Origin of the sequence: Segetibacter sp. (genome assembly GCF_025963695.1) — a bacterium.
Taxonomy (GTDB): domain Bacteria; phylum Bacteroidota; class Bacteroidia; order Chitinophagales; family Chitinophagaceae; genus Segetibacter.
In genome coordinates this window covers 1-25137 of sequence record NZ_JAOQAH010000089.1, presented here as the reverse complement: position 1 = coordinate 25137, position 25137 = coordinate 1, and the positions used below count along the sequence as shown (strand labels likewise).

Here is a 25137-nt window from a genome sequence, read left to right as displayed (position 1 = left end):
ACGCAGATTGAACTATACTATTTACAGGTGCCAGGATAATCTTTAACTCTGAAATTTATTGACTATTATCAATTTGATCTATCAATCTTTAAACATACTTTTATAACTGAACAACATCACGTTGATGTTATAGAAGTGAATATGAAAATTGTGCGTTATGGAAAGAACATTCAACAAAACAGGGGAGGAGACTTATCCTCAAAAAATTTTTGCTCATCAACTTATAACTATTGATGACTTGCAGCAGTTCAAAAAACAATTGTTGGAAGAACTGTTATTGGCTTTAAAAAAGCAATCGGGGGTAGTGCCAAAAAAGTGGTTAAAGTCGCATGAGTTAAGAAGGCTTCTCAAAATTTCTCCCGGCACTTTGCAAACACTTAAATCTACCGGAGTTATCCCATATACTAAAATTGGTGGCGTTCACTTCTACGACTATGAAGACATCCAAAGACTATTGGAGTCAGGAAAGATGAATGCGATCCAGGGATAATCTCTTCAGCATTATTTGAAAATTTCTTTTACAAACTGCGTTATGAATTGTGCAGAAGCGAACCAAATAGATTTGGTTGAGTACCTCTATGCTTTAGGTTTTCAACCGGAAAAAGTAAGGAACAATGACTACTGGTATTTGTCACCCTTAAGAAATGAAAAGACGGCGTCTTTTAAAGTGAACAGAGTATTAAACCAATGGTACGATCATGGAGAAGGCAAAGGTGGCAACGTGGTCGATTTTGCTTTGCTATACCACCATTGCCCACTCCATGAGACACTACAAAAATTAGAGCATAATTTTTCTTTTCACCAGCATAAATCCCTCTCACAAAAGCCAACAAATGCAGGTGAAAAAGGACACATTGAAGTGATGGATGTAAGAGAAATTCAAGCCCCGGAATTAACTGCATATTTATCCCAAAGAAAGGTATCATTAACCGTTGCAAAATCATTTTGTAAGGAAGTAGATTTTGTTGTTTATGATAAGAAACATACTGCCATCGCGCTTAAAAATAATAGCGGTGGTTACGAGTTGAGAAACGAATATTTTAAAGGAAGTGCAAGCCCGAAAGATGTTACGATCATAAACAATAATTCTGAAAATATTAGTGTGTTTGAAGGCATGTTTAGCTTTCTTTCTTTTCAAACCCTTCATCAGAATAATTCTATAGCTCTGACAAATTTTCTTGTATTAAACTCTCTTTCTTTTCTTGAAAAGAGCCGGCAGGTGATGGAACAACATCAACAAATTAAGTTGTATTTAGACAGAGATAGCGCGGGTTTGAAGCATTTACAAAACGCATTAACCTGGAGCAAAAAATATGTAGACCAAAGTCGGCTTTATCAACACCATAAAGATTTAAATGATTATCTCATTCACCGAGGTGAACAACATAAGCAGAGCCAGCGGTTACAAAGGCATCTTTGAATTTTTGGTAGTTGGTAGCCAGCTATGTTTTGACTTCGTCAAAACTGCTGGCTTTCCTCATGCTGTCGCATTCGTAAAGAAAAACCTGAAGATATGGAAAGCGAGAAAGACTATACAAAACATAAAGGTGGGAGACCAAGAAAACAGGTGAAGCGAAGCGAGCAGCTTGCCGTAATGTGTACATTGGTTGAGCGAACAATCATTGAGCATAAAGCAAAAGCGGCCAATGTAAGTGTTTCAGAATTTTTAAGAACGCTTGGTTTAAAAGGACAGGTTGACATACGAAAAAAAGTACTTCCCAAAGAAGTTTTGCAAGGCATCGCAACCGTAAACCACATAGCTGCAAACGTAAACCAGATAGCAAGAAAGCGAAACAGTTTTGATGAATTAAGCCCAATTGAAAGAGCAGAATTACAATGGATAGTTGAACGGTTAAAGCAGTTTATAAATGACTTCAAAAATTACTTTCAATGATTGGAAAAATATCAACAGGAAAGTCCTTTAGAGGATGCATTGCCTACTGTTTACATGATAAAATACAACTGAAAAATGAGCAGGTAATGAAGGATAGAGCAGAGGTTTTAATGTTCAACAAATGCTTCGGAAATGAGAAAGAATTGGTGCAACAATTTAATGAAGTAAGGAGGTTAAATAGCAAGCTTTGTAAGCCTGTATTGCATGTTACTTTAAGCCTTTCACCCGGCGAGAATTTAAGCAAGGATAAGCTGATGGAAATGAGTGAACATTGCGCCAAAGATCTGGGCTTTGAAAACAATCAATACATCGCAATTACTCATCGTGATACGGACCATCAACATCTACATATTGTAGCAAACAGAATCGGCTTTGATAAGCGAACTGTAAGTGATAGTAACAACTACCAGAAGATGGCAAAGTACTGCCGGAAAATGGAGTTAAAGTATGAGTTAAAACAAGTGCTTAGCCCAAGAAGATATTTATCAAAAGAGCAAAGAAATATTCCTCGTTTTGATCAGCGAAAAGAACTACTAAGAAACCATATCCAGCAGGCATTAAAGGAGAGTTGCAACCTGGAGCAATTTAAAGTCTCTATGAATAGGAGAGGATACACAATTATAAAAGGAAGAGGGATAAGTTTTGCTGATGAAAAGAAAGTAACGGTGAAAGGCAGTGAACTTAATTACTCTTTAGCAACCATTGAAAAAATTCTTGCTCAACAGCAATGGTCACAAGCTCAAAAACAAAGCACACAAGTAGTTCCCGCACTTCATCAAGATGCAAGTTCCAATGCCTCCAGCTTCCAGGACAATAAAGAAAGGATTATAGATGTACTGATGAAACCGTCGATGAACAATCAAGAAATAGACAAGGGCTTTCTAAAACAAAAGCGAAAGAAAAAAAGGCAATCTCAACACTTATAAAACAGTTGAAAATTATGGAAACTGAAATCATGCACACGGTGTTAACCGAAGTGCTGGAAGAGCTTAAAGAATTGAAACAACAACATTCAAAATTGATGGCAGTTGTCGCGGATTTGAATAACAAAGTAGATGACTTTGAACTTAAGTTAAGCAACATACAGGTTAGTGCTCCCACTACCGACTTGAAACCTATAACTTCAACAGTTAATGAAGGAATATTAAGGCTGGAAGGCATTATTCAAGCTCAGCCAAAAAGTATAACAAGGCAATATAGACTCTTGCTCTTTCCAGAACATTATGCAAGTGAGTACTATAGAATCGTTTTTGGAAAACTACTTTTCTGGATGATGGTTTTTCTAACGGCTACTTACCTTTTTTCATTAGGCAAGCAGCTTATAAATAGTAATACTGCAGTAAGATATAAAGAAGCTGAAAGTATTCAATATAAAAAGGCGTGGAATTATCTTTATATCAATAGTAAGAAGACGATTAGGGTAAAGATGGATAATGCGTGGAAGAAGAATTGAAAATTCTACCTCAATATAGGGATCTCTGAAAACAAGATCAGGTGTAAGGGTATCCTTCTGTTTTAATTGTTATAATTCTAACGAGGCGAGTTCGTCTGTTTTTTTTGAGATAGCGGTGCGCTCAAAGAGCATCGATTGTATTTTTTTAAGTAACGTAGCTACGGCTCCACTTTTCCAGCCGGCACATTTGAGTGTAAAAATCCCGCTGCAACTCATTTTTAGGGGGATGAGCGCAATGAAATGCGTCCAGCTTAATTGTCGTATCAGCGATACGACAATGGTATAATCAGGAAACACTTGGTAAAATTGAACTACTCTTCTTAAATTTTTTTCTGAAAAACCTTTACCGTATTCCCTTTCCAGCCTTAATGACAATGTTTGAAAAATCATCTCTCCACCGCCTTTCTGTCTATCGGCGGGTTTATGATGATGCCCATGAGTAGTGCTTTTGCAGTCAACAACCTGGAAGTGACACATGAACAATTGCCCTTATTATTTATGGTTTCCGGGTGCAGTTCTCTTGTCATTATGCCGCTTATAGGGCGCATTGCCGACCGCATAGACAAGTTTACTTTATATACTATTGCATCCGCATCGATGATAGTCGTGGTTGTTATCTATACCAATATGTTAGTAACACCCTGTGGTTAGTAATGATCGTAAATGTATTAATGATGATGGGAATACTAAGTCGCATGGTTCCTGCAGTTGCATTAACAACAGCCATACCCGGCCTCGCAGACCGTGGAGCATTCATGAGTATTAATTCGTCATTACAACAAATAGCGGGTGGCATAGCCGCTGCGGCTGCAGGAATGATCGTACAGCAAAAAACAGAGTTCAGTCCCCTCGAACACTACAATACGGTTGGCAATGTAATGGTGTGTATCTCCATATTGAGTGTGCTCCTTCTTTATCGTGTAAGTTTGATGGTCAAGAAAAAACTGGGGGAGAAGAAGGTATAAGAAATTCTTTTGTTAAACCGGCTTTAATTCCTTGATTAAACATCGTTGTGTCACTCACTTGTACTGATAGTAGTTGCTTCGACAAACTTGGCAGCATAGCAACCGTTGTTGCGTCTTCGAGCAACAACGGTACAAGGCTATCGATGGAAGAATGTGTTGATGAAGATGAAGAACAACAACCAGGCGAAAAAACTGTAGCAGAGGTTTGCGGCATAGCTATGAGTATTGCTGCTATCCGTATACTGAAAAATGCTTATCACTATTCTCCAGCTTTCATTAATAGTATTTCACATTAGCATCAAGAGTATTGAAAGCTATATTTGTCCGGACGAGGACGGGATTTAATTTAGTTTCCCTCTGCCAGCGGCTTAAAAACCCCCCTAAAGATTTCCTGTACTGTCAAGCATTTTATCCCACATTTTTATGGTCTCCAAATTTTTCGGTCGCTGCGATTCGGTTGTGTAAAGGCTTTGGATATTGCTTTTGAGAGCTGCTACTTCACTTTGATGAAGCTGGAAATTTTCAACGGCTTTATCCATTAGATTTAAAGCTTGTGGTTTGGTAGTTTCAGTTTGTGAAAAGACTTGCTGGTTGCAGTGGAGGGCCGGACCGCAGCTAAAAGGCAATCATAAAAATTAGAATCGCCGGCATGAGAAATACATGAAAGTGTTTCTTGTGTTTCATTTCAGAAGTGTTAAGATGTAAAGAATGAATGTTTAATTGAGTTAGCAAGATTTACCGAAATATTCGTTTATTTTCTGCTTATACTCTTCTGGATTTCTGATATTCAGTCCATCGTCAAAATGAACAGGGTCTTTTTCGTGGAAGTCGCCGCCCCAGCGCAAGCCTTTCTGCTTTACTGTTTCAATAAACTGCCGTACGACTCCTGTTGAAGATTCCATCTTTACAGAATTGTAGTATTCTTTTGTTTGCAAAACTATAATGTTTACATCTACTGCATGACCTACAAGATGATTGCTCATTTTGGCAGGTTCAACTATCGCTCCATGAACGATAATTGTATCACGTTTGGCTGAAATCACTATTATCTCAAGACCAAGAGACTTTGCCGCTTCATTCATTATGTCCATTCCAGGTACAAAATCCTGGTCTACAAAAATGTCTACCTTGGTTGTATCAATCTGGTGTTCTATAATGTTGGAGGCACTATACGCTGCAATCATTGGGATTTTAGTTTTTGATAATAAAATTATGGTGATTTGCCTGGGTAGTTGCCTTGAGGAACGGTACGGAGAGCTGTGTAGGAGATATGGTAGCAGGACAGAAATCCGATACCTGAAATATTCTGATTATTGTCGAGTGAATAGAAGAACTAACCTAGATTTTGTTCGATCCATGCTGTTCCGAAAACAATCTCATCTGAACTGCCAAAACGGGCGTGACATTCGGCAACTCCCTCATATACATCAGGACCGGCTTCGTCTTTAAATAATTGGTCAGGATATAAGCTATTAACTATAAAAGTCGCGGTTAGTTCAGAACTATTTATTTCTACTTTAAATTTTAAATAATATGTAATTTCCTTGTTGCTGGTAAAAATAGGTTCCATCGGCGTGGTTACGGTTTTAACATATATACTTTTACCATTCTGAAATAATATAGTTGCATTCGAAATCATCGGGATGTTTTCTTTGGGAACATCGCCAACGTTTGTAAAATTTGATAAATGCATACCATTACTTAATTGGATGTCCTGTAAAGTCCATGTCGAATTATCAGGGAAGGCTCCATATTCATGATCCATCCAGGTAAGGCCGGTAACGTGCACTACTTCGTCCCCAATTGTTATCGAACCGGTTGCCCGTAAATGAGTGAGCGAATAATAATAATTGTTCTTGGTTAAGGGGCTTGTACCGCCAGAATTTACCAGTTTACAACCAGTGCCCCAAACGAGTAGGGGCGAACCTTGTTGATAAAGACTAAGATTAAGTTGGCAAGAGACATTGCTAGCGACATCAATGAAACTGGCTTTAACTCCCATATTTAAGGGATTGCCATCAATTGACTGCATTAATATAGCACCATTAGTTAGATTGGCCGCTGGTCCCGATAATTGAACATACCAAGGTTCCGCTATATTGTATTGTGCCCAATTGGATGGGCGTGCAATAATAGGGTTCACTTTTTGATAATTACATTGATTCTGCACGTCGGTAATTTCGATCTGGGTGAAAGCATATGAAGACTTCCCTGCTGCATTTATTTCGAAGCCAAATTTGCGGCCATCAGAACTTTTCAAAGTACCAACATGCCACCACCATTCATTTTGAGCACCTTCATGGGCATACTGATCTTTAGGTAGTGTAATTGCACAAATTGCTGCCAGGTCTTGTTGTTTCGTTAACATTACTATTTTTTTTAAGTTGTTATCAAATTTCTTTTCACAAACCGGTGCCTTTAAGTGGTTCTGAAATCAATTATTTTTAACCCGTGATGGTCATGTACTAAAACAATTTGTTATCTCTCAAAATCCCAGGCTTACCAGCTTTTTATTATAGAGAGACTTCATAAGTATATATCCAATGCCGGTAGTGCCCCTAAACAATGTCGGGTTTTCCATGCTTAGCGACGAATTTCGATAGGTTTGATAATAGCCTAACTTATTTTTTTTATCCAAAAAAGAACTGATTACCTGGTTACAATACAACACCAGCTTTTTATCTTGTAATTGTTGAGACGCCTCAATTAAAAAATCAATCCGTCCGATATTGCCGCAGCAGTAATGGTCAATATTTGATAAATCTGTTTTTTTAGTTGCTTCAATAGCGTGGTTAACATCAAGCAACAATGATGGATCTTTTAAAATTTTATAAGCATATAGCCTTGACAGACCTATACCTGCAGCCCCATGGCACCATGAATTTTGATATTTCTCCTCAGTTGATCTTAAGTCCTTCCAGTTTGTGTGAGATTTACTAAAATAGCAGTTCTCGTACCGTAAGCCATCGTAAAAAGCATCTCTATACTTAACTATTTTAGTTGCTTCATATAACCTGAGTAACGAATATCCTATCCCCGATGCACCATGTGAGTACCCGGTTAAAGCCTCGCCTGTTATGGAAATCCAGCACCGTTCATTCGAATGTGCATCTAAAATGCTGCTTTTCAATAAATGTTCACCAATGTATATGCATCTTTTAAGTATGCCTGCACAATTTGTTTTTTTATATAATTCGCAAAGAGCTACCAAAGTGCCTGCCGAGCCTCCCATTATGTCATAGGTTTTATCTTCATTTACTCTTTCATCTGTCATGTGCATAGACAGCCTTATCGCAGCCTTTAAGAAATCCTCACGTTCAGTTCGGAGCAGCGTATATATTAATCCTGAAACCCCAACACTCAAGGATAGGTTTATAGAATTATTGCAATCGGCCTGGTATCGCTCAATTTCTCTAATTAAAATAGACTCAATGATATGATCATAATGAGTAGTTTTTAAGTATTTCGAAATGGAGTGAAGAAATAATGCAATGCCGAGTTTACCGGAATACAAAGAATTGTCTATGAAACTTAAAATGGAATAGTCACCCTCTTCTACAAAAGAAGACCACGTTAGCTCTGAATCATTTATAATGATACTCATCTCTATTTTCTTTGCTATACTTTTAATTTCTTCGGTAATCAACTTTCTTGCATTCGAGCTATTCTTTTTTGTTATATTGAAAATCTCAGGCTGTGGAAGTGCAATTTTATATCGGGAAGTAAAAGCTGAACGGATACATTTTTTTTGTTCTTCCGCCTCATGCGGATCAAAAAACCGTATTTTCTTACATATACTTGCATACGGAGTTGAGGTATAATAGTCTTTTAAGACAATGGTATTTGCTTCCTTAAAATATAGTTCTGATGTGTTTGCAGTAAAGTAAGGAATATCTAACCTTTCAATCGCCTTAAATTCGCTTTTAATAATTTGTTCCTTTTGTTCACTATTCACATATGGTAGTTGAAATGAAAATTGGTTCAGAAAATGAAGAATAACTTTTCTTCGGTCATCTTCACTTTTCAGAGCGGGCACAGTATAGGAGTTTTCTAAAATATCGTAGTAACTTCGAGTTAACCTTGGAATGATTCTAATAACTTGATTTTTAAAGTGAGAAAATGGATTACTGTTTTCATCTTCTAATAATGGCTGGATTTCAAATATCCAATCAGTTACCTTATCGAAGCCAGTAATAATCTGTTCCAAATATTCTTCAGGAGAAATTGCTTTAGTATTTAGAACAGGTTGATTTCCTTCTGCTTTATAAAATCCACTCTCTTGTTCTAAGTTCAACGCATCGGTACCTATATTTTTCCATTTCCATATTTTATGGTTGCTTTCAATTTCTCCATTAGCCCCTAAAGCACTTGCATCAATTGGAGGTTTATTATGACCTTGAAATACTAAAACAGGCAATAAGGCGGTATTTAAAACATTAAATTGGGGTAATTTGGTGTCATGGAATAAACATTCAATATCAATTAGAATAGGATCGTCTTTACAAGCAATTAGGTTTTCAAAATGAATGTCGGTGCCTTGTAATAAATATAAAAAAGCGAGCATTACTCCTGCTTTTGTATAATAAGTCTCTACTTCTTTAACCGTGGTACAAGGAAGATCTGTTATATACTCACACCAACAATACTCACCTTTATCAATGAAGTTTAAAGTTCTCAGCTTAATTTCATTTTCAAATAACTGAAAGCTGTCAATAAGTTTATTAAAAGCTAAGTCAAGTCCTGCAGATCTTGGTTTAAAGACAATTTTGCTATTGTTTTGAAATGTTACGATAGTGGTAGATCTTCCTTCCTGGTGAACATCTCCTAAACCTGTTTTAATATATTTTATTACGAAATCTTTAATCCCAAATTTCTCTTCAAGCAATATTTTATCCTGTTCTATGCAACACGAAATTTCAGTCACAAAATTGCAAAATAGGTTTATTTTGTTGTGTAATAAAACTGGTAATATATTATACTTTTTAAAGAGGTCTTCTAAATTAAATTCTTTTTCATACTCTCTTAGTAAAGTAGTTGACTTTAGAAAATCAAATCTTAAACTCGGAAGAAAATCAATTAAGGGGTGATGCTGATGTAAAAATCTATTATATTCTTTATCAATTGAGAAACGGAGAATTTTCGAAAGTTCTGACAATAAGGGTTCTTCTGTGTCATATGAAAATCTTTTTTCCTGACTACAGGAATCTAAAAAGTTCCGTAATTCGGTATAAAATGGCAGATTATGATGTTTCAAGCTAAAAATTAAAGTTTAACAAATATCCATTCAAGATAGTCTGCCTTTACTTAGTTGACTTCTTTATTGCGCCCAAAGTCTGAATTGAACAATATAATACGGTAAATATTTTAATAAACAGAGGCTCTTTCGAGCCTCTGTTTATTATTCATTAACCAGTACATTCGTAAAGAGTAGCGATCTTCACCTCGCATCCAAGCATACCTGAGGGGTTGTTTTGTTTTTCATTAATGGTAAGTCCATTTTTTTCTGCAATTTGCCTTAATGCATCTTCTACTTGTTGTTGCAAATTCTTGTCTGTTTTTACTGCTTCTAAGAAATCAGCCATGATTTTAAATTTTAAATTTTTTTAAGAAATAATGATTATGCAAAAACTTTTACTTTTAAAAAGGAGGGAGACCAATAATGCGGATGTTGGAGCGTCAATATTTATTGACTTTTGAAATGCTCATTTCGGTTCCGTTTTGATGTCGCCTGGCATTATAAAGTAAAAGTGAACTACCAGGTAAATAACTTTCCGCTTCCTTTATACACTGTATGACCCACTGCTTCTACATCTACATCGTAATCCAATTCTTTGCCGGCAAAGTTTGCAGTTAGTGTTAGATCAGCCTTTCCAAATCCTACACTTCCACCTAATGAGACTGTAGGATTTTGAGTGTTAATTAGGATACTCCCTATGCTAACCCCGAATAAAGTTGCATTTCCACTTACTTGCGGTACCGACAGATCTATGTGATAATTAATAGTTAAGGGTCCAAAACTTTTTGAGCCAGAAATTAGCTGAGATAAAGCTTGCGCATCAAGAGCGTAAGGCATTTGATTAGTTTCCATTTTGTTAGTTTTAATTTTTCCTACTCATTTGGCTTTTTGGAATACGCCCCGTTTATTATAGTGATTTCTGGTCTCCACTTTGTATTGTAAGTGATAAATTAATAAACAAAAACTTTAAAGGTTAAGTGTATAGAGAGTTTTGGTGTTAGCGGGTCCTTATAGGAATGCTTTGTGCGCAGGCTTAAGACCTTAAGCTCCATACCCGGCTCCCTGCTGCCTACGAGGCTAAGATGAGGAGACCCCAGCGGGAATGACGGCGTTATTTCACAGCACCATCAAGCATAACAGGACCGCCCATTATGTTCATTTGATTGTCTATAGCCTGATTTATCAACTTTAAAACCTCACTATTATCATCATTAACAGGAAGTTTATTTTTCATCGCTATAAAACTTGATGCATTAGCGATTTGAGTATGCGCAAGTTTTGCTGCTGAATTTGCCTGCAATTCTTTATCTCTTGCATTCATTATATCTTTTGCGTCGCTACTGAACAATGCCTCTACAGTACCTTCCAGCTTCATTAAGAGTTTATAAACAACTCCTGCTGAAAAGCCACCTAATAATGCTAATAACGGCTTTGCCATCATTCCACTTTTACTATCTGCATCAATTGGTATCAGTTCTGATAAAATAATCCCTGATATTATACCAAGAACAAATCTTATCCAATAAGAGGACAAATAAATAGCTTCGTATGTCTGGTCAGAGATATATCTGTTCACTTTAAACAATGCAGAGAATGTTGCACCTAATACTGCGGCAGCCAGAATGAAAACCAAATTGATTAGCATAGCTTTACCGTGTCCATCAAAAATGCTAAGTCCGATTGATTTTTCCGTCACGTCTGGTGATATGCCGGTACTGAGTAGGACTATTAATGCAAGAAAAGCTATAAGCATTAAGTACTGAACCAATGGTACCGGTCCTAAAAATCTTAATATTCCTTTTGATTTTCTATCACCTTCCAAGAGAAGAATTGAACCGGGTTTAGCCGGAGCGATAATTTGCGAAAGGTGTTGGTGAAGGATCACTAAATCCTCGAAAGCAAAAGTTGAGAGTTCAGACCTACTTTCAGTATTGTTGTCTACTAACTGCTTTGGGTCGTTCAATAAGCTGTCAAATCCTTTTAGATGTCGCGGATTTACCGCCAAACCCTTCGAAAAGGAATGCTTGGCCATAATAAAGCATTCTTCTATTAATTGCTCTTTCAGATCCATAGCTTGCGTCTTTTTTCACCAGGTTATAGGCTACAGCCAAATATTCACACGCCTGAGGATATTGAATAAAACCGATCGATTAATGTTGATTGTTTTTGCTTGCTCTAACGTATAAATAAGCTTTAGGCAACAGTACTCATACTTTCATTATAAGGCTTAATCCTGCTAAACCATGTATTCCTATATCTTTCATCCGAAGGATTGTGAATAATGATGGCATTGTAGTGTGCCTTTCTTAACTCGTTAATTACATTGTAGAGCTTTTCTGGGTCTAAGTTATTAGCAGTTTCTATTGTTTTTGGCCCAACTTTTTCATCAATCGGGATCGAATTGCCTGGAAAAGTATCAATGGCACTTTGTAGAAGTTTGGCTCCTTCACCGGTGCCCATATTTACTCCAATATCAAATAATTGGTTGGCTATTTGCTGATCCCGGATTAGGTCAAGAGAATTACAATCCCAAAACGATTTCTTATATAAATTAAGAACTAATGTAGTTAACTCAATATCTTTTGCTAATGAATCATTAAGGCTCTCGGGGTGTTTCGACTTAATGTTATCCACTATTGGCCATCCCTGCCAATGAGGCCAATTCTTTCTTGAAACTCCTTTCCATGTTTCGCCGCCACTGTCATGAGGATCATTTGCGTATCCACCTTCATTACCCGTAGTTATTTGATAAGCCTGTTCAAAAATTGCCATATACTTTTCCGATATTAAAATGTTATAACAAACCTAACAGATTAAGTACTCTAAGTATTTACCTTAATCATGTATAACCAGTTACATTTGTATTTAAGCGTTTAAAAACGTTTAAATACAAATGCTAGTTGATTTGCAAACCATTTGGCGCTATTTTGTCTTACTAACGTAATCCTAATCTATGACATCACAATGCTTGCAATGCGCTAAACCTTTAAGGGGTAGAAGCGATAAAAAGTTTTGTTGCGACGTTTGTCGTGTTAGTTTTCACAATAACCTAAACTCTCAAAAAAGCGGGTACATTAGAAATGTGAATAGCATATTAGCTCGAAACAGGAAAATACTGGAGGAATGCTTGTTTAGTCAGCTTACGGAGATAAGCAAATCGAAATTGCAACAAAGGGGTTTTAATTTTCAGTTTTATACTAACAAAGAAAGGTCACCCAATGGCGAAGGCTCCTATTATTGTTATGATTATGGATACAGACCTACAAGGAATAATACGTGCGTTTTAGTAAATATAAATCAGAGTGATTTGTAATTTTATAACATGTAGGAGGATAATCTCAATTGTCTTTTCGAGAAAGTTTTCGCGATATTTAATTCTGTTTGTCTGCTATGTCCAGCAGCCATCCTTCCGGAATTAAGCCGTCGAAAAATGGGAACATAACGTTGGATGTATAGGGCTGATCTTTTAGTGGTAAGGTGAGGCTAACCGGGAAAATGATAACCGTTTTCATCTTGAGTAAGCCAGCCTGCTGTTCGATCATTCAACTTTATTTCTGCTTTCCTGTTAGCCATTACTCAGTTTTATTTAATTCAACAGCGCAAACTTCGTAGCCAAACAACTGGAGCACCTGGTTTACTTTGTCAAGACGTAAGGTTTTTTTACCTTGTTCTAAGTCTCGTACAAAACGTAATCCTACGCCGGCCTTTTCCGCCAACTCCGGTTGCGTTAGCTTAACAACGCTACGTTTATGCTTTACGAATTCAGCAATTTTCATTTTATACCTTTTCGGGTATAAAGATAAGTATTTATTGTTTTTATACCTTTTAGGGTATAAACAGTAGAATCTGGCTATCTATTATACCTTAGCGGGTATAACTGTCAGGACAACCAAAATCTCTATTAAAAAAGGCGTAGTAATATTTGTGATACTATCATAACCACTTGCAAAGGTATCTTGCTTCCATTTCAACCGAAAGTTTTTAGCTGAAATTCAAATGTTGCAATTTTCATTTCTGCCAATTATGGTCGTGTATCAATTGTTGCTACGTTGCGAGGACAACTTGTTTTAATTTTTTACTTTCCGGATGCAAGCAATAATTCGATGATGGAGATCGCATTATGATTAATTTCCTATTCTCACGGTTGGTGGGATTTAGTTCCATTTAGCGATATTTGTATCAGAAACTCCTTGAAAAAAAGTGATACCAATTCGGTGACATAACTGAGAAGAAGTTTATAAGAAGTTGAAATAAAACGTTTTACAGCTACAAAAATCATCTTGTCGTCCCGACAATGTGAAAGGTGAAACCCGGTACTGGAAAGGGTTTCACCTTTTTATTTAGCAAAAGTGTAGCAAAAAGTTATACCGCCTTGACTGCCTTGAGAACCTAAGCTCCGGTTCTCTTTGACCTGTACCTCCTTAAAAAAACTTTGCTGCACTTGGGGAAAAAGCAATCCTTGAAAATTATAGTCACCCGTACTCTCATCCTAAAAAATCCCACATACGGGCAAAACAAAAGACACAGAGAGCGTATGAATATTTCTAGCTGCTCACAAACTAACAAAACAAATAGCCAAAAGAATAAAACAACGAACGGTACAAAAGCAAGCTACCTAGGTATAAGTTTAAAACAAACCTCTCACTCCTGAACGAAGTGCGTCGATGCGACAACAAACAGTATAAAAATGAACAATGATATAAGGTATGTATTAAGATTTGCCCCCGCCGATAAAAATAGGATCTGTAAAAACTAGACTCATCAGAATTTATTACCCGTAGACAGTGATGTCGGGAAAATATTAATTAAAGGAAGTGAAAGCGAAATATGAGAGTTGCGTTTGAGGATGCAAAATCGAAGGATTTTAAAAGAGAAATGTTTTTTGTAGGAAAGGAAGTAATTAATATTATATTCGCTAGGCAATGTTTTGAAAGTATTTTTATTCTTTGCAAAAGAGGGGATCTGGTGGCTTGGTGGTGGTTGAGGGGAAAACTGGATTGCGTCAACCGAATACTAGTCGTGGGACGAAGATTGCTGCAACGTTTTTACGCCGGGCGGGGGGCAAGTGTTAGAGGACAAAATGATATGTGAGCGGTGTTTACCTGCAAAGTTTTAGCTAACAGGCGAGCGATTATTGACAAAAGCAATTTAAATATATGCGCCGATTATAAAAGAAACCGGGAACGGCCTGCCGGACAGCTGCACCGCTATGCACCTATTCCAGGTGTTTTTGAATAAACTACATCGGTCAAAAGATATTAAGATGAAAAGAAGATCTGCCATTAGAGATTTAATATTAATTGCTGGAGGTATTACCATTTTACCTTCCTTTCAGAATAAGCCGGGGAAGGCCTCTTTAGCACTTAAGAACATGGATATAAGTGCTGATCAGGAAAAGCTGTTGGCAGAAATTGCTTCTACTATAATTCCGAAAACAGCAACGCCAGGTGCAAAAGAATTGGGATCGCATTTGTTTGCTTTGAAAATGCTAGATGACTGCTATGAAAAAGAGGATCAGCAAATTTTTTTGACTGGGTTAAAGGCCCTCGACGAAGTTACAAAGAAGCGTTTTCAGCGTTCGTTTATGCGTTGTACTCCGGCGCAAAGAGAAAAAATACTTCTTTCGGTAGAGAACAAAGAAACATTTCCACCGGAGGTTTTCAGCTTTTATGAAATAATGAAAGCAAAAACATTGCAGGGATACATGACGTCAAAGTATGTTGTGCTGAATATTACGAAATATGAAATAATCCCCTCAGTTCCGTATAACGGGTACTATCGTGTAAAAAACTTAAACGTCAATGGAAGACAATTATAAAGGTTCTGTGAAAGAGCGTAGTTTCGATGCTATCGTTATCGGATCAGGAATGAGCGGCGGATGGGCTGCGAAAGAGTTTACTGAAAAAGGATTAAAAACCCTGGTGCTTGAAAGAGGCAGGGATGTAAAGCACATCAAGGACTATCCGACGGCTAATAAGTTTCCCTACGAATTTGAGCATAGGGGCGAGATGCCGCTCGATATAAAAAAGGCGAATCCGATCATCAACCGCTGCTACGCGTTCCGGGAAGATGCAGCACATTTTTTTGTAAAAGATAGCGAGCATCCTTACATAGAGGAGAAGCCATTTGATTGGATCCGTGGATACCAGGTAGGTGGTAAGTCATTAATGTGGGCTAAGGCCACACAACGATGGAGCGATTTTGACTATGAAGGTCCGGCAAGAGATGGGTTTGCAGTAGACTGGCCTATTCGTGAAAAAGACATGGCACCCTGGTATAGCCATGTTGAAAAGTTCGCTGGTATCGCCGGCAATAGGGATGGATTAAAACAACTGCCGGATGGAGAATTTCTCCCAGCTTTTCCTTTGAATGTTGTAGAAGATTATTTTAAAAAGCAATTGATCCAAAAATACGAACACAGGCATGTAATAAGTGAGAGGGTCGCCCATTTATCAAAACCCAATCCGATACATTATGAACAGGGAAGAGCACAATGCATGAGCAGGAACCTTTGTCATCGTGGTTGTCCGTTGGGAGGCTATTTCAGCAGTAACTCTTCCACTTTACCCTGGGCGGAGAAAACCGGAAATATGACTCTTCGCCCGTTTTCGGTTGTACACTCTGTCATCTACGACGAGCAAAAGGGAAAAGCCACAGGGGTAAGAGTGATAGATACAAACAGCAAGGAAGTGATTGAGTACTATGCTAAAGTCATTTTCGTAAATGCAGGTGCTTTAAATTCTAACCTGTTATTACTGAATTCTACCTCCCACCGTTTTCCGAATGGCCTCGGTAATGACAATGGCCTCATGGGCAAGTTTGTGGCTTTTCATAATTATAGTGCACGTTTAAGCGCAGAGATCGATGGTTTTAAAGAATTTACTACAATCGGTCGAAACCCCGCAGGTGGTGGTTATATGCCAAGATTTAGAAACCTATTTAAACAAGAGACTAATTTTCTTCGCGGTTATGCAGCCGGGTTTAATGCCTACAGAAGTTCACATAGTGATACCAGCGGCGTAGGTGCAGATTTAAAAAAGCGATTGGCAAAACCTGAAGTAGGCCCCTGGAAAATCGGATCTCACATGATGGGAGAAACAATTCCTAAGGAAACAAATATGGTAAGCCTCGATCAGACTAGGAAAGACGATTTTGATATGCCCCTTTTGAAGATTTCAGTGGTTTTCGACGAAAATGATGAAAAGATGAGACAGGATTATTTTGACCAGTTTACAGAGATGTTAACCAATACAGGGTTCAAAAATATTAAAACGCAAACTTCCTCGCAGAATCCCGGAAGTGACATTCACGAAATGGGTGGGATACGAATGGGGCATGATCCTAAAACATCTTTACTGAATAAATGGAACCAGCTGCATGTATGTAAAAATGTGTATGTAACTGACGGAGCTTGTATGACGTCAACGTCTACCCAAAACCCTTCACTTACATACATGGCGTTAACGGCAAGGGCGGTTGATCATGCGTTTGCTGAATTGAAAAGAGGTGAGTTATAATGAGGAATTAGTGCATCACATAAAGAATTTAAGGTTGTTAGCCATAAGTAGGTTGTGGTAAACGAACAGGTAATTATAAGACCCGGCTTATTTATTTTTATTCTTAGTCCTTCAACTCCCGATCTCTTTAAATGGTTTTTCACGGGGGAAAATCTAGGTTAATAAAATTGAGGACGACAGAAGCCAGGTGTTGCAATCGTATTTACAATATGGTTCAGCATTTAGTATCGGCTGGTGCCCGAAGCTAACGGTGCAAATATCTACACGAGGTTGATGACGTAAAAGACCAACTACCCGTAATAACTGTAGATGGCGGCTATTGGGTTTATCGCCAGTTGAATTATCCCTTGCGTAAATGGGCTACAGAGGTAATGCATGCAAGAAACGAATTTGCAGCCAAGAAGAATTTAACGAAAGTCGCAAAATCAGAAATCAGCAGAATAAATAAAGTATTCGAAAATACCTTGATACAAAACCAGAAACACTTATGCGTACGGCTTACCTACTTTTATTGGTTTTATTTAATAGCCTGCTTGCTCCTGCAGCCAACCCGCAGGATAAGGTAGCGAGCGCACTTGCCCCCGGTGCCGGCTTGCTGCCAGTACCACAAAAGGTTGCTTTCATCCACGAGCGTAATCTGCTTGATGACAGCTGGTCTATAAGTACGCCTGCAAATATTTCAAGCACACATCCTGCAGTACTTAGCCTAACTGCCGAACTAAAAGAGCGATTCGGTGTCAGGTTAAAAAATAGACGGGGGGGCACTGGCAGAAGCATACAGTTAGCTATTAAACCAGGTGCAGTTGCTATAGGACCAACAACCGACACCAACAGAACCGCGTTGAAACAACAAGCCTACAACATAAAATTGGAGCGAGGGCGAATATTAATTACAGCTAATGATGCACCGGGACTTTTTTATGGCGTACAAACACTTGTCCAATTGCTTCAACGAGAAAATGGTAAGACCTTCTTTACCGGTGGAGAAATCGTAGACTGGCCTGATATGGATCTGCGGATGATCTATTGGGATAATGCTCACCACCTGGAGAAACTGGACGAGATGAAGCGTGCCATCAGGCAGGCAAGTTATTATAAGATCAATGCTTTTACATTAAAGCTCGAAGGGCATTTCCGGTTTAAAACCGCAAAGTCTATCGTTGAACCTTATGCCTATACTGCTGCAGACTATGCAGAGCTGAGCGAGTATGCAAAAGCACATTATGTGGAGTTGGTTCCGTGGATAGACGGACCTGCACACATTACTTTCATATTAAAACACCCGGAATATAAGCATCTCAGGGCATTTTCTAATTCCAATTACGAGTTTGATGTTATGAATCCCGACTCCGACAAACTGTTACTGGGAATGTTTGACGAGTTGATGGAGGCGAATAAGGGGGGGAAATATCTTTTGTTTTCTACAGATGAGGCATATTATATTGGAAAGTCTCCGGCTGAAAAAAAGCGGGCAGAGGAATTAGGAGGTAATGGTAAGTTGCTCGCTGAATATATTACAAGGATCGCCAATGAACTTCATGCAAAAGGAAGGAAAGTAATTATCTGGGCAGAATACCCGCTTGCTGTGAATGATATTAATTCTATACCCTCGCATATTATTAATGGGGTGTACAATAAAGACTGGGCACCTAAAATTAAAGCACATGGCATGCGCCAGCTTATTTACACATCTACCCAGGGAGTTGAACCACACTTCCCGAATTATCATAAACTTCCCGCCAAAAAACCGGCCCCGGTAAACCGAGCGGTAGTGTTGACTGACGATGAAGAACAGCAAGGTGAACTGGCAAAAGGCAGGGTGGGTGAAGTGCTTAATGGCATTACGACAACTATAGCTGCAGGTAATGCTGATCTGATGGGAGTGATTGTTGCCGCCTGGGGCGACGCCGGTTTGAATCCTGAAACCTTTTGGTTAGGTTATGCTGCCGGTGCAGCTGCTGGTTGGAATAACAAAGGTATGACCGCCCAGGATCTTAGCAACCGGTTCTACAACTCCTTTTATGGTCGCAATAATGTAAACATGGATAGAGTGTATCAACTGCTAAGCACTCAGGCCGATTTCTGGGATAAAAGTTGGGGCTGGCAGTTGTCTAACTGGCGTACACCCATTTTCGGTAATTCATATAAGATATACGATACTCCGAGGCTGGCGAAAGATCAGACTTTGCCTCTTTTACCCGTTTCCGGCAGTAATCTTTCTTTTGATAACACATGGAATAATAATAACAAAGCCAGGCTTGAAGCCGCCGAAAAATACCTGCAGGAAAATAACGAGCTTATGCAGTTATTGAATGAAAACATCCACCAGGTAGATTACCAGCATTACAATTTACAGGTGCTTCATTCCGTGGCTTTACTATGTCGCCAGAATTTAAACATGTTACTGGATTTGAAAAGGGTTAATAACCTGCTGGATATTTCCTCACAACTCGCTTCAGCGAATCCGGCAGCCGCAGTAACACTGGTAGATCAGGTATTGGATCGTGCGAGGTGTATTCGGGATCAACGCAATGAAGTGTTGCAGTCAATAACCACAACCTGGTACCAGGGCAGGCATCCTCGCGTAGCTGAAGCGAACGGACGAAAGTTTGTAAACCAGGTAGACGATGTAAAAGATCACCAGCCCGTGAGAACGATAGATATGAGTTATTTGATCTACCGGCAGTTGAAATATCCTTTAGGAAAGTGGGCTGATGATGTACTAAAAGCCAGGAACCAATTTGCAAAGACACATGATTTGCCCTTGCGCTCAGATCGGTTAGACTGGGAAAAATACTTTTAATTACCCTTCCAGAAAAAATTATCATCGTGCTGTAAGCTCCGAAAAGTAGGTAAGAGGGACATTTTTAGACAATTCGGCTTGTCTACTTAACACTACTCATCGTGCTGGCCACGGCTTTCTTATATAGTACCGCGAAAGTACGCAATGAGAGCACGGCTCCAACTGCTGTTCCAATGGAGGGTTGTTGCAATTGATGGGAATGTGAAACCGGGCAGTTGATAACGATAAATACGGCATAAAGCATTTAAATGGCCAGGGCATACCAGGGCTATGGAAACTCACAGGGCAAAATTTGTTCATCCACGACCTTTGTCCATAAACACATTACCAGCCCCTGCACTTCCATTCACTGCAGGTTTAGATCATTATCTAAAGGCACTTATACTGGAGAAAATACAAGAGATTAGTCAAGGATCCACCAAAACAACAGAAGACGCCATATGAAAACAATAGCATTTAAATATTTACATATCACCGCATTCCTTGTATTGTTATCGTTTTTTGGATACTCACAAAGAAGCGGAACGTCTTTCAACACTCTCAACAGTGGTACAGAACATGCACTAGCAAATAATCTTAAAAAGGGATCTGTCGTCACTGGTCGTCAACCTATCGGGGGTGGTGAGGATCTGCTTATATCGAATCTTCGGCCTCGTCTTTTTATAAGGGCTGATAACGCCAAAATCGGAAGAGGTCTTACCCTTTCTGCCCTACGGCTAAGATTAAAAGACCCCGCGTATAAAAACTGCATTGATTATAATCGGGAAGCAGCAGGCTTTGAAAGCTTACCGGCCATTGCAATGCAATATCTACTGAAGGGAGAAAAGAAAAATGCTACAATAGTTGGCAATTATCTTGTTAATAATGCTTTTCCGCTTAATGAGCACACCTCAACTGCATCTGCCGTTTATAACAGTGCCATTGCATTTGATTGGGTTAGAGATGGGCTATCCGATGAAATGGCGGCGAAAATAAGTGCAAAGTTGGTTGAAGGAGCAGAACATCTTAAAGACGGAGTGGTTAAGCCCTCAATCAATCATAATTATACCATCGTTTCCCTTCATGGGTTTGCTATGGTGGCCTTGGCGGTTTATGGAGAGGGTGAGGAAAATACACGAAAGTCCATAGCGTATATGAAACTCGTTAAAAACCTCGTTTCAGGAGATCAAATGTTACTGCGTACCCTAAAAGAAAAACAGGGAACCTGGGGAGAAGGAAACCATTATACTCCTTTCGTCGTTTTCTACCCTTTCCTGATGACGATGAGAGGTTTGACTACTGCTACCAATACAGATTATTTTCAGACTATTAAAGACGGGTACGATAACTTTTTAGAGCCGATGTCAAAATTTGTAGTTGCGAATTTTCGGCCCGATTTTACCCTCGAACGTATCGGCGACGTTACCGGGAGAGTTGTTCCCCACAAAACATTTCTGCGCCCGCTTATAGATATGTTGGCCTCGGAGGTCAGCAATCAGCAGTTGCAGGGCCAGTTGCATTCTTTTTCAAAGGAGTTGTCAGCCAATTATGGGGTGGATTTAGTGCCCGACATTTATAGATGGATGATGTTAACATTCTATGACTCGAATCTTCCTGATACACCTTCCTATAAAACCCTTCCTAATGTAATGCGCTTTGGCGAAAATGCTTACGAGCATGTTATGTTTAGAAACAACTGGAGTGAAAATGGCACACAAATCACCTATATAACCGGAGATCACTATTCTGACCATCAACACTTCGATAAAGGTCATTTTCTTATTTATAAGAAAGGAGGCCTGATCATCGACGGTGGCGGCTATTCCGATATGTACGAAGAAAGTTGGTCCAATTACTCTACTAGGAGCCTCGCTCATAACAACGTCCTTGTTTATGATCCGTCGGAACAGACGAAGAAAGGAATATCCGGTACGTTAATTTACCCAGACGGGGGGCAGCGGGTAATCAGAGGTGCGCAAGCGCAGAAAGACTGGAAAGATTACCTGGAAGACAGTAAGAAACAGGGCCTTAATACCGCTGATGTTTTAGCCTTCGACTACGACCAAAAATCTAACAGCTACAACTACGTTAAAAGCAACCTTACCAGGGCCTACGGGGAAAAAGTTAAATGGATAGACAGGCAATTGCTTTACCTGCCGCTTCCGGATTATATGGTAGTAAAGGATCGGGTGATAAGCGCAATGCCACTGGATAAATACTGGATGTTACACTTTGAAGAGAGCCCGGAAATAGGGGGAAAGACTGCCGTGGCAGGAATATCTGATTTTAAGGATGAGCGTATTGTGCATTCTTCAAGAAGCGGGGAATTAAAACTTGAGGGCAGTACCCACAAATATGGCGGTGGGTTGTTTGTTAAAACCTTATTACCAAGGGAAAAAATAATTTCCATTATCGGCGGACCGGGTTATGAATATTATAACCGTTTTGCAAAGAAAAACTTCGCGCCGGAAAAACCGTTTTTAGCTAACAGGGAAGCAGGTAACTGGCGGATGGATGTAAATCCAAAACAAGCACAATCGGGTACTGCATTCATGCATGCATTTGAGATCACAACCTCAGATAAGAAAAGCATGGTGCCTTCAGAATATATCAAATCAACGGATGGGAAAATGGAAGGAGCCATCTTTCTATCTAAAGAAAATCCGTATGTGGTATTTTTTAGCAGCAGCCTGGATGAAAGAGGGCATCTATATCAACAAGCTGATTTGCCGGTAACGTATAAATTAAATGTACCTGCACAAACTACTCATGTGTTGGCTGAACTTCGGCCAAATAAAAAGGTGAAAGTAATTATCAATAATAAGGTTTTCGGCACATTTCAAACTACACCTGCAGGGGTATTGTCCTTTAAAGACAAAGGTCTTGGAGCAAGGACTATTCAAATAAAACCAGTATAAGAAGAAGGTCTAATGGATTAACAAGCGCTTACTTAAGGCTGAAGGTGAATGTTTGTTTCGTCTTCTTATATTTCCCAGTTAAAAAAAAGGTGCGTCAGCACTCTAAGATAAAATGGGTTAAATGGCAAGAAAAATAGATTTTTCATCTCGTTAAAGGAAACTTAGGTGTGGTCGGTACAAGAAATGGTTAACCAATAATATCGACACTGGAAAATTAATTTCGTTTTCGTTTTTTGGATGATATCAAATCAGTTCAGGGGGTAATATTACACAGACAAGAGACTATGCTTCGCTGAATGTAGACTCGCTGCGGTGCCTGTTTGTGTATGTAGCAGAATCTTAAGTAGATGAAATTGAAGGTAATTCAATTGTTTTTCATTCGTTTTAATGCAGCCATATACCCCCGGACGTGCATCCGGGGGGGGTGAAAGACTTGCGAAAAAGGGCTCTGCCGAATACCCATTCTTCATAAGATAATTATGGGGACTTTATTATAACTGTAAGGAAAACTAGATTGCAAGTCTACGCCTTGCCTCCGCGAGAAGCCTCATTTTGCTGTATGGTAAACCTGAGGTTTTTTGCCTGCTTTTGTGCTTTTAATGCCAATTCCGTTGCCAGGAAACAATGTTCCTGCGACATTACAGTTTGTGTACGGTTCAAAATATCGTCTACAAGAAGTCGCCCGTAATGCACTTGGCCATTGTCGCAATTAAAATACCTGGTTTCTTTTTGGTCAACAAGAAAGATATGGTGACCGCCTTCCCGGCCTGCTATATCCACATTTTTTCTGATCTCGATATATCCTTCAGTTCCAAGAATGGTAATCCGATCATCGCCCCATGATTTAAGTCCATTAGGGGTAAACCAATCAACCCGAAGGTATCCCGTTCCACCATCACCGGTTACCATTGCATCGCCAAAGTCCTGGAATGCGGGGTATTGAGGATGATGTACATTTCCTGCCTGTGCGGCCACAATTTTAGCCTTGGAAGAGCCGGTGAAAAACAGGAACTCATCAAATTGATGTGAGCCGATGTCGTTTATAATGCCACCATAACGCTTAATGTCCCAAAACCAATCAGGCCTGGTTTGAGGGTTTACGCGATGAGGCGCTACTGCAAGCGTCTGAATTACTTTGCCAATAGCTCCGGCTTTCACCAATTCTCCGGCCCTGGTAGAAGCGGGGTTCTCTAACCTCCCGTAAAGAATTGAAAAAATGCGCCCGGTTTCCTTCTGCACTTTACGTACTTCGCTAAGCTGTTGCAACGTGCTAACGGCTGGCTTATCCACCATGAAGTCTTTGCCATGTCGCATCGCAGCAATGCCGATTGCCGCACGTGCGTCCGGGATGGCCGCGCTTACAATCAGGTGAATTGTTTTGTCTTCCAGGATCTCCTTTTCACTACGTGCAAGCTTTGCCTTTGGGTATCGCCTGGCAAAGTCCGCAGCCAGGTCAGCTTCTTTTGCGTAAAAAGCAACAAACTGGCCGCCACCTTTTATTACTATTTCCACCAGGGAATGAATATGACCATGATTAATGCCGATAACTGCGAACTTAATCCGCGGAGCTACGTCGTATAGTTGGCTTTTCGGCGTGCTTGCATATTCTTCTGAGTGTGCCCGCACTTGCTTTGGCAAAGCAGAAAGTAGAGCCATTCCACTCAAAGTGTTTGTTGCATTCTTAATAAAACGGCGGCGATTATTGTGTGTTTCTTTCATCTCCAGGTGTGTGTTGAAATTTATGTACTTAGCTGATTGCTACTATTAAGCATGGTTACCGCTCCCCCGTCAATTTTCAGGGTCACTCGCTTGTATGGGATCTAAGCCTTCAGCCATCGGTCAAACCACTTAAAGGCTTCGCCCTGCATATCTCCATCAAACTTGTGCAGCCCCGGATAATAAGAGCATTTAAAGCGATCTTCTGCGCCTGCTTTTTTAAAGACTTCGGTTAAAATTTTTTCTGCCTCTTGCATTTCAGCAAGTGTGTACAACTGGTCTTCACTGTCGTTTAAAACTAGTGTTGGAAGCGGCGCACGTAACCCCATAATTTCAGGGAAATCCAATTCGTTTGGAAGCAAAGGCACATAGGCCATCCATGTATGGGTGAAGGACTTGTTCAAGACAAAATCCGACCACGTGGTTGTGAACCCAACGTTGACTGCACATTTAATCCGTGGATCGAGCCCTGCCATAAACGCCGTTCTTACACCTCCGCCCGACAAACCCCCACAGCCAATCCTGGTCGCATCAACATCTGGTCGGGCACACAAAACATCAAGCGCTTTTTTGTCTTCCGCATAAAACACACCGGGCCAGGTAGTTCCGGCCGAGAAGAGCGATTTTGCCATGATGTGTTCATGCCCGCTCGCCCA

General features: G+C 39.5%; 22 protein-coding genes and 1 pseudogene. 11 read left to right on the top strand and 12 right to left on the bottom strand.

Features of this window, described 5'->3' with window-relative positions:
- Positions 1 to 157: 157 nt before the first annotated feature.
- From JWR87_RS15640 to JWR87_RS15620, 5 genes are all read left to right on the top strand, one after another.
- Positions 158 to 490, top strand: a complete 333-nt coding sequence (locus JWR87_RS15640) for a helix-turn-helix domain-containing protein (RefSeq protein ID WP_297821804.1) — start codon at positions 158 to 160, stop codon at positions 488 to 490.
- A gap of 42 nt (positions 491 to 532) precedes the next feature.
- Complete coding sequence (locus tag JWR87_RS15635; protein ID WP_297821802.1) at positions 533 to 1420, top strand: toprim domain-containing protein; 888 nt, start codon at positions 533 to 535, stop codon at positions 1418 to 1420.
- A gap of 93 nt (positions 1421 to 1513) precedes the next feature.
- Positions 1514 to 1894, top strand: a complete 381-nt coding sequence (gene mobC / locus JWR87_RS15630) for a plasmid mobilization relaxosome protein MobC (RefSeq protein WP_297821800.1) — start codon at positions 1514 to 1516, stop codon at positions 1892 to 1894.
- Positions 1891 to 2820 carry a relaxase/mobilization nuclease domain-containing protein gene (locus JWR87_RS15625; protein WP_297821798.1) on the top strand — a complete coding sequence of 310 codons (930 nt, stop codon included), beginning with the start codon at positions 1891 to 1893 and terminating at the stop codon, positions 2818 to 2820. Before mobC ends, JWR87_RS15625 begins: the two co-directional genes overlap by 4 nt.
- 14 nt (positions 2821 to 2834) lie before the next feature.
- Positions 2835 to 3347: a hypothetical protein gene (locus JWR87_RS15620; protein ID WP_297821796.1), complete on the top strand. Its 513-nt coding sequence runs from the start codon at positions 2835 to 2837 to the stop codon at positions 3345 to 3347.
- A 69-nt stretch (positions 3348 to 3416) separates the two neighbouring features.
- Here JWR87_RS15620 and JWR87_RS15615 read toward each other — a convergent pair whose 3' ends face one another.
- Positions 3417 to 3824, bottom strand: a complete 408-nt coding sequence (locus tag JWR87_RS15615) for a DUF1016 N-terminal domain-containing protein (protein WP_297821794.1) — start codon at positions 3822 to 3824, stop codon at positions 3417 to 3419.
- A gap of 176 nt (positions 3825 to 4000) precedes the next feature.
- Between JWR87_RS15615 and JWR87_RS15610 the strand changes: the two genes are divergently transcribed.
- Positions 4001 to 4312, top strand: a complete 312-nt coding sequence (locus tag JWR87_RS15610; protein WP_297821792.1) for a hypothetical protein — start codon at positions 4001 to 4003, stop codon at positions 4310 to 4312.
- 47 nt (positions 4313 to 4359) lie between these two features.
- Positions 4360 to 4608 (top strand): hypothetical protein, encoded by a 249-nt coding sequence (locus JWR87_RS15605; RefSeq protein ID WP_297821789.1) that lies wholly within the window; start codon positions 4360 to 4362, stop codon positions 4606 to 4608.
- Between the two features lie 429 nt (positions 4609 to 5037).
- On the opposite strand, the gene JWR87_RS15600 is transcribed toward JWR87_RS15605, so the two are convergent.
- From JWR87_RS15600 to JWR87_RS15560, 9 genes are all read right to left on the bottom strand, one after another.
- Positions 5038 to 5496: a M15 family metallopeptidase gene (locus JWR87_RS15600; RefSeq protein WP_297821787.1), complete on the bottom strand. Its 459-nt coding sequence runs from the start codon at positions 5494 to 5496 to the stop codon at positions 5038 to 5040.
- A gap of 149 nt (positions 5497 to 5645) precedes the next feature.
- Positions 5646 to 6680, bottom strand: coding sequence for a lipocalin-like domain-containing protein (locus JWR87_RS15595; RefSeq protein WP_297821784.1), 1035 nt, complete (start codon positions 6678 to 6680; stop codon positions 5646 to 5648).
- A 117-nt stretch (positions 6681 to 6797) separates the two neighbouring features.
- Positions 6798 to 9566, bottom strand: coding sequence for a type 2 lanthipeptide synthetase LanM (gene lanM, locus JWR87_RS15590; RefSeq protein ID WP_297821782.1), 2769 nt, complete (start codon positions 9564 to 9566; stop codon positions 6798 to 6800).
- Between the two features lie 151 nt (positions 9567 to 9717).
- On the bottom strand, positions 9718 to 9894 hold the full coding sequence (locus tag JWR87_RS15585; RefSeq protein ID WP_297821780.1) for a Nif11-like leader peptide family natural product precursor: 177 nt from the start codon (positions 9892 to 9894) through the stop codon (positions 9718 to 9720).
- A gap of 170 nt (positions 9895 to 10064) precedes the next feature.
- Positions 10065 to 10400, bottom strand: coding sequence for a hypothetical protein (locus JWR87_RS15580; RefSeq protein WP_297821778.1), 336 nt, complete (start codon positions 10398 to 10400; stop codon positions 10065 to 10067).
- Positions 10401 to 10659: 259 nt separating this feature from the next.
- Positions 10660 to 11619 carry a hypothetical protein gene (locus JWR87_RS15575; RefSeq protein WP_297821777.1) on the bottom strand — a complete coding sequence of 320 codons (960 nt, stop codon included), beginning with the start codon at positions 11617 to 11619 and terminating at the stop codon, positions 10660 to 10662.
- 122 nt (positions 11620 to 11741) lie between these two features.
- A complete protein-coding gene (locus tag JWR87_RS15570; RefSeq protein ID WP_297821775.1) occupies positions 11742 to 12320 on the bottom strand; it encodes a glycosyl hydrolase 108 family protein in 579 nt (192 codons plus the stop codon).
- A gap of 599 nt (positions 12321 to 12919) precedes the next feature.
- Positions 12920 to 13090: a HipA N-terminal domain-containing protein gene (locus tag JWR87_RS15565; RefSeq protein ID WP_297821773.1), complete on the bottom strand. Its 171-nt coding sequence runs from the start codon at positions 13088 to 13090 to the stop codon at positions 12920 to 12922.
- A gap of 30 nt (positions 13091 to 13120) precedes the next feature.
- Positions 13121 to 13324, bottom strand: coding sequence for a helix-turn-helix transcriptional regulator (locus tag JWR87_RS15560; RefSeq protein WP_297821771.1), 204 nt, complete (start codon positions 13322 to 13324; stop codon positions 13121 to 13123).
- 1487 nt (positions 13325 to 14811) lie between these two features.
- Here JWR87_RS15560 and JWR87_RS15555 point away from each other — a divergent pair.
- The 4 genes from JWR87_RS15555 (at position 14812) to JWR87_RS15540 (ending at position 22765) form a co-directional block, all read left to right on the top strand.
- Positions 14812 to 15366, top strand: a complete 555-nt coding sequence (locus JWR87_RS15555; protein WP_297821769.1) for a gluconate 2-dehydrogenase subunit 3 family protein — start codon at positions 14812 to 14814, stop codon at positions 15364 to 15366.
- Entirely contained in the window at positions 15350 to 17065 is a 1716-nt protein-coding gene (locus tag JWR87_RS15550) for a GMC family oxidoreductase (protein ID WP_297821767.1), read from the top strand. The genes JWR87_RS15555 and JWR87_RS15550 overlap by 17 nt, the downstream gene beginning before the upstream one ends.
- Positions 17066 to 17552: 487 nt before the next feature.
- Entirely contained in the window at positions 17553 to 19868 is a 2316-nt protein-coding gene (locus tag JWR87_RS15545) for a glycoside hydrolase family 20 zincin-like fold domain-containing protein (RefSeq protein ID WP_297821764.1), read from the top strand.
- 440 nt (positions 19869 to 20308) lie between these two features.
- On the top strand, positions 20309 to 22765 hold the full coding sequence (locus JWR87_RS15540; protein ID WP_297821762.1) for a heparinase II/III family protein: 2457 nt from the start codon (positions 20309 to 20311) through the stop codon (positions 22763 to 22765).
- Positions 22766 to 23287: 522 nt separating this feature from the next.
- On the opposite strand, the gene JWR87_RS15535 is transcribed toward JWR87_RS15540, so the two are convergent.
- Complete coding sequence (locus JWR87_RS15535; RefSeq protein WP_297821760.1) at positions 23288 to 24484, bottom strand: Gfo/Idh/MocA family oxidoreductase; 1197 nt, start codon at positions 24482 to 24484, stop codon at positions 23288 to 23290.
- Between the two features lie 101 nt (positions 24485 to 24585).
- Positions 24586 to 25137 (bottom strand): annotated as a pseudogene (locus JWR87_RS15530) (hypothetical protein); the annotation flags it as partial.

Bases quoted from the DNA above. Each gene is read 5' to 3' on its own strand.
- JWR87_RS15600 (WP_297821787.1), bottom strand. From the start codon at position 5,496: ATGATTGCAGCGTATAGTGCCTCCAACATTATAGAACACCAGATTGAT.
- JWR87_RS15635 (WP_297821802.1), top strand. From the start codon at position 533: ATGAATTGTGCAGAAGCGAACCAAATAGATTTGGTTGAGTACCTCTAT.
- JWR87_RS15620 (WP_297821796.1), top strand. From the start codon at position 2,835: ATGGAAACTGAAATCATGCACACGGTGTTAACCGAAGTGCTGGAAGAG.
- JWR87_RS15565 (WP_297821773.1), bottom strand. From the start codon at position 13,090: ATGATCGAACAGCAGGCTGGCTTACTCAAGATGAAAACGGTTATCATT.
- JWR87_RS15535 (WP_297821760.1), bottom strand. From the start codon at position 24,484: ATGAAAGAAACACACAATAATCGCCGCCGTTTTATTAAGAATGCAACA.
- JWR87_RS15625 (WP_297821798.1), top strand. From the start codon at position 1,891: ATGATTGGAAAAATATCAACAGGAAAGTCCTTTAGAGGATGCATTGCC.
- mobC (WP_297821800.1), top strand. From the start codon at position 1,514: ATGGAAAGCGAGAAAGACTATACAAAACATAAAGGTGGGAGACCAAGA.
- JWR87_RS15560 (WP_297821771.1), bottom strand. From the start codon at position 13,324: ATGAAAATTGCTGAATTCGTAAAGCATAAACGTAGCGTTGTTAAGCTA.
- JWR87_RS15545 (WP_297821764.1), top strand. From the start codon at position 17,553: ATGCGTACGGCTTACCTACTTTTATTGGTTTTATTTAATAGCCTGCTT.
- JWR87_RS15610 (WP_297821792.1), top strand. From the start codon at position 4,001: ATGATCGTAAATGTATTAATGATGATGGGAATACTAAGTCGCATGGTT.
- JWR87_RS15540 (WP_297821762.1), top strand. From the start codon at position 20,309: ATGAAAACAATAGCATTTAAATATTTACATATCACCGCATTCCTTGTA.
- JWR87_RS15615 (WP_297821794.1), bottom strand. From the start codon at position 3,824: ATGTGTCACTTCCAGGTTGTTGACTGCAAAAGCACTACTCATGGGCAT.
- JWR87_RS15640 (WP_297821804.1), top strand. From the start codon at position 158: ATGGAAAGAACATTCAACAAAACAGGGGAGGAGACTTATCCTCAAAAA.
- JWR87_RS15575 (WP_297821777.1), bottom strand. From the start codon at position 11,619: ATGGATCTGAAAGAGCAATTAATAGAAGAATGCTTTATTATGGCCAAG.
- JWR87_RS15570 (WP_297821775.1), bottom strand. From the start codon at position 12,320: ATGGCAATTTTTGAACAGGCTTATCAAATAACTACGGGTAATGAAGGT.
- JWR87_RS15595 (WP_297821784.1), bottom strand. From the start codon at position 6,680: ATGTTAACGAAACAACAAGACCTGGCAGCAATTTGTGCAATTACACTA.
- JWR87_RS15550 (WP_297821767.1), top strand. From the start codon at position 15,350: ATGGAAGACAATTATAAAGGTTCTGTGAAAGAGCGTAGTTTCGATGCT.
- JWR87_RS15580 (WP_297821778.1), bottom strand. From the start codon at position 10,400: ATGGAAACTAATCAAATGCCTTACGCTCTTGATGCGCAAGCTTTATCT.
- JWR87_RS15585 (WP_297821780.1), bottom strand. From the start codon at position 9,894: ATGGCTGATTTCTTAGAAGCAGTAAAAACAGACAAGAATTTGCAACAA.
- JWR87_RS15555 (WP_297821769.1), top strand. From the start codon at position 14,812: ATGAAAAGAAGATCTGCCATTAGAGATTTAATATTAATTGCTGGAGGT.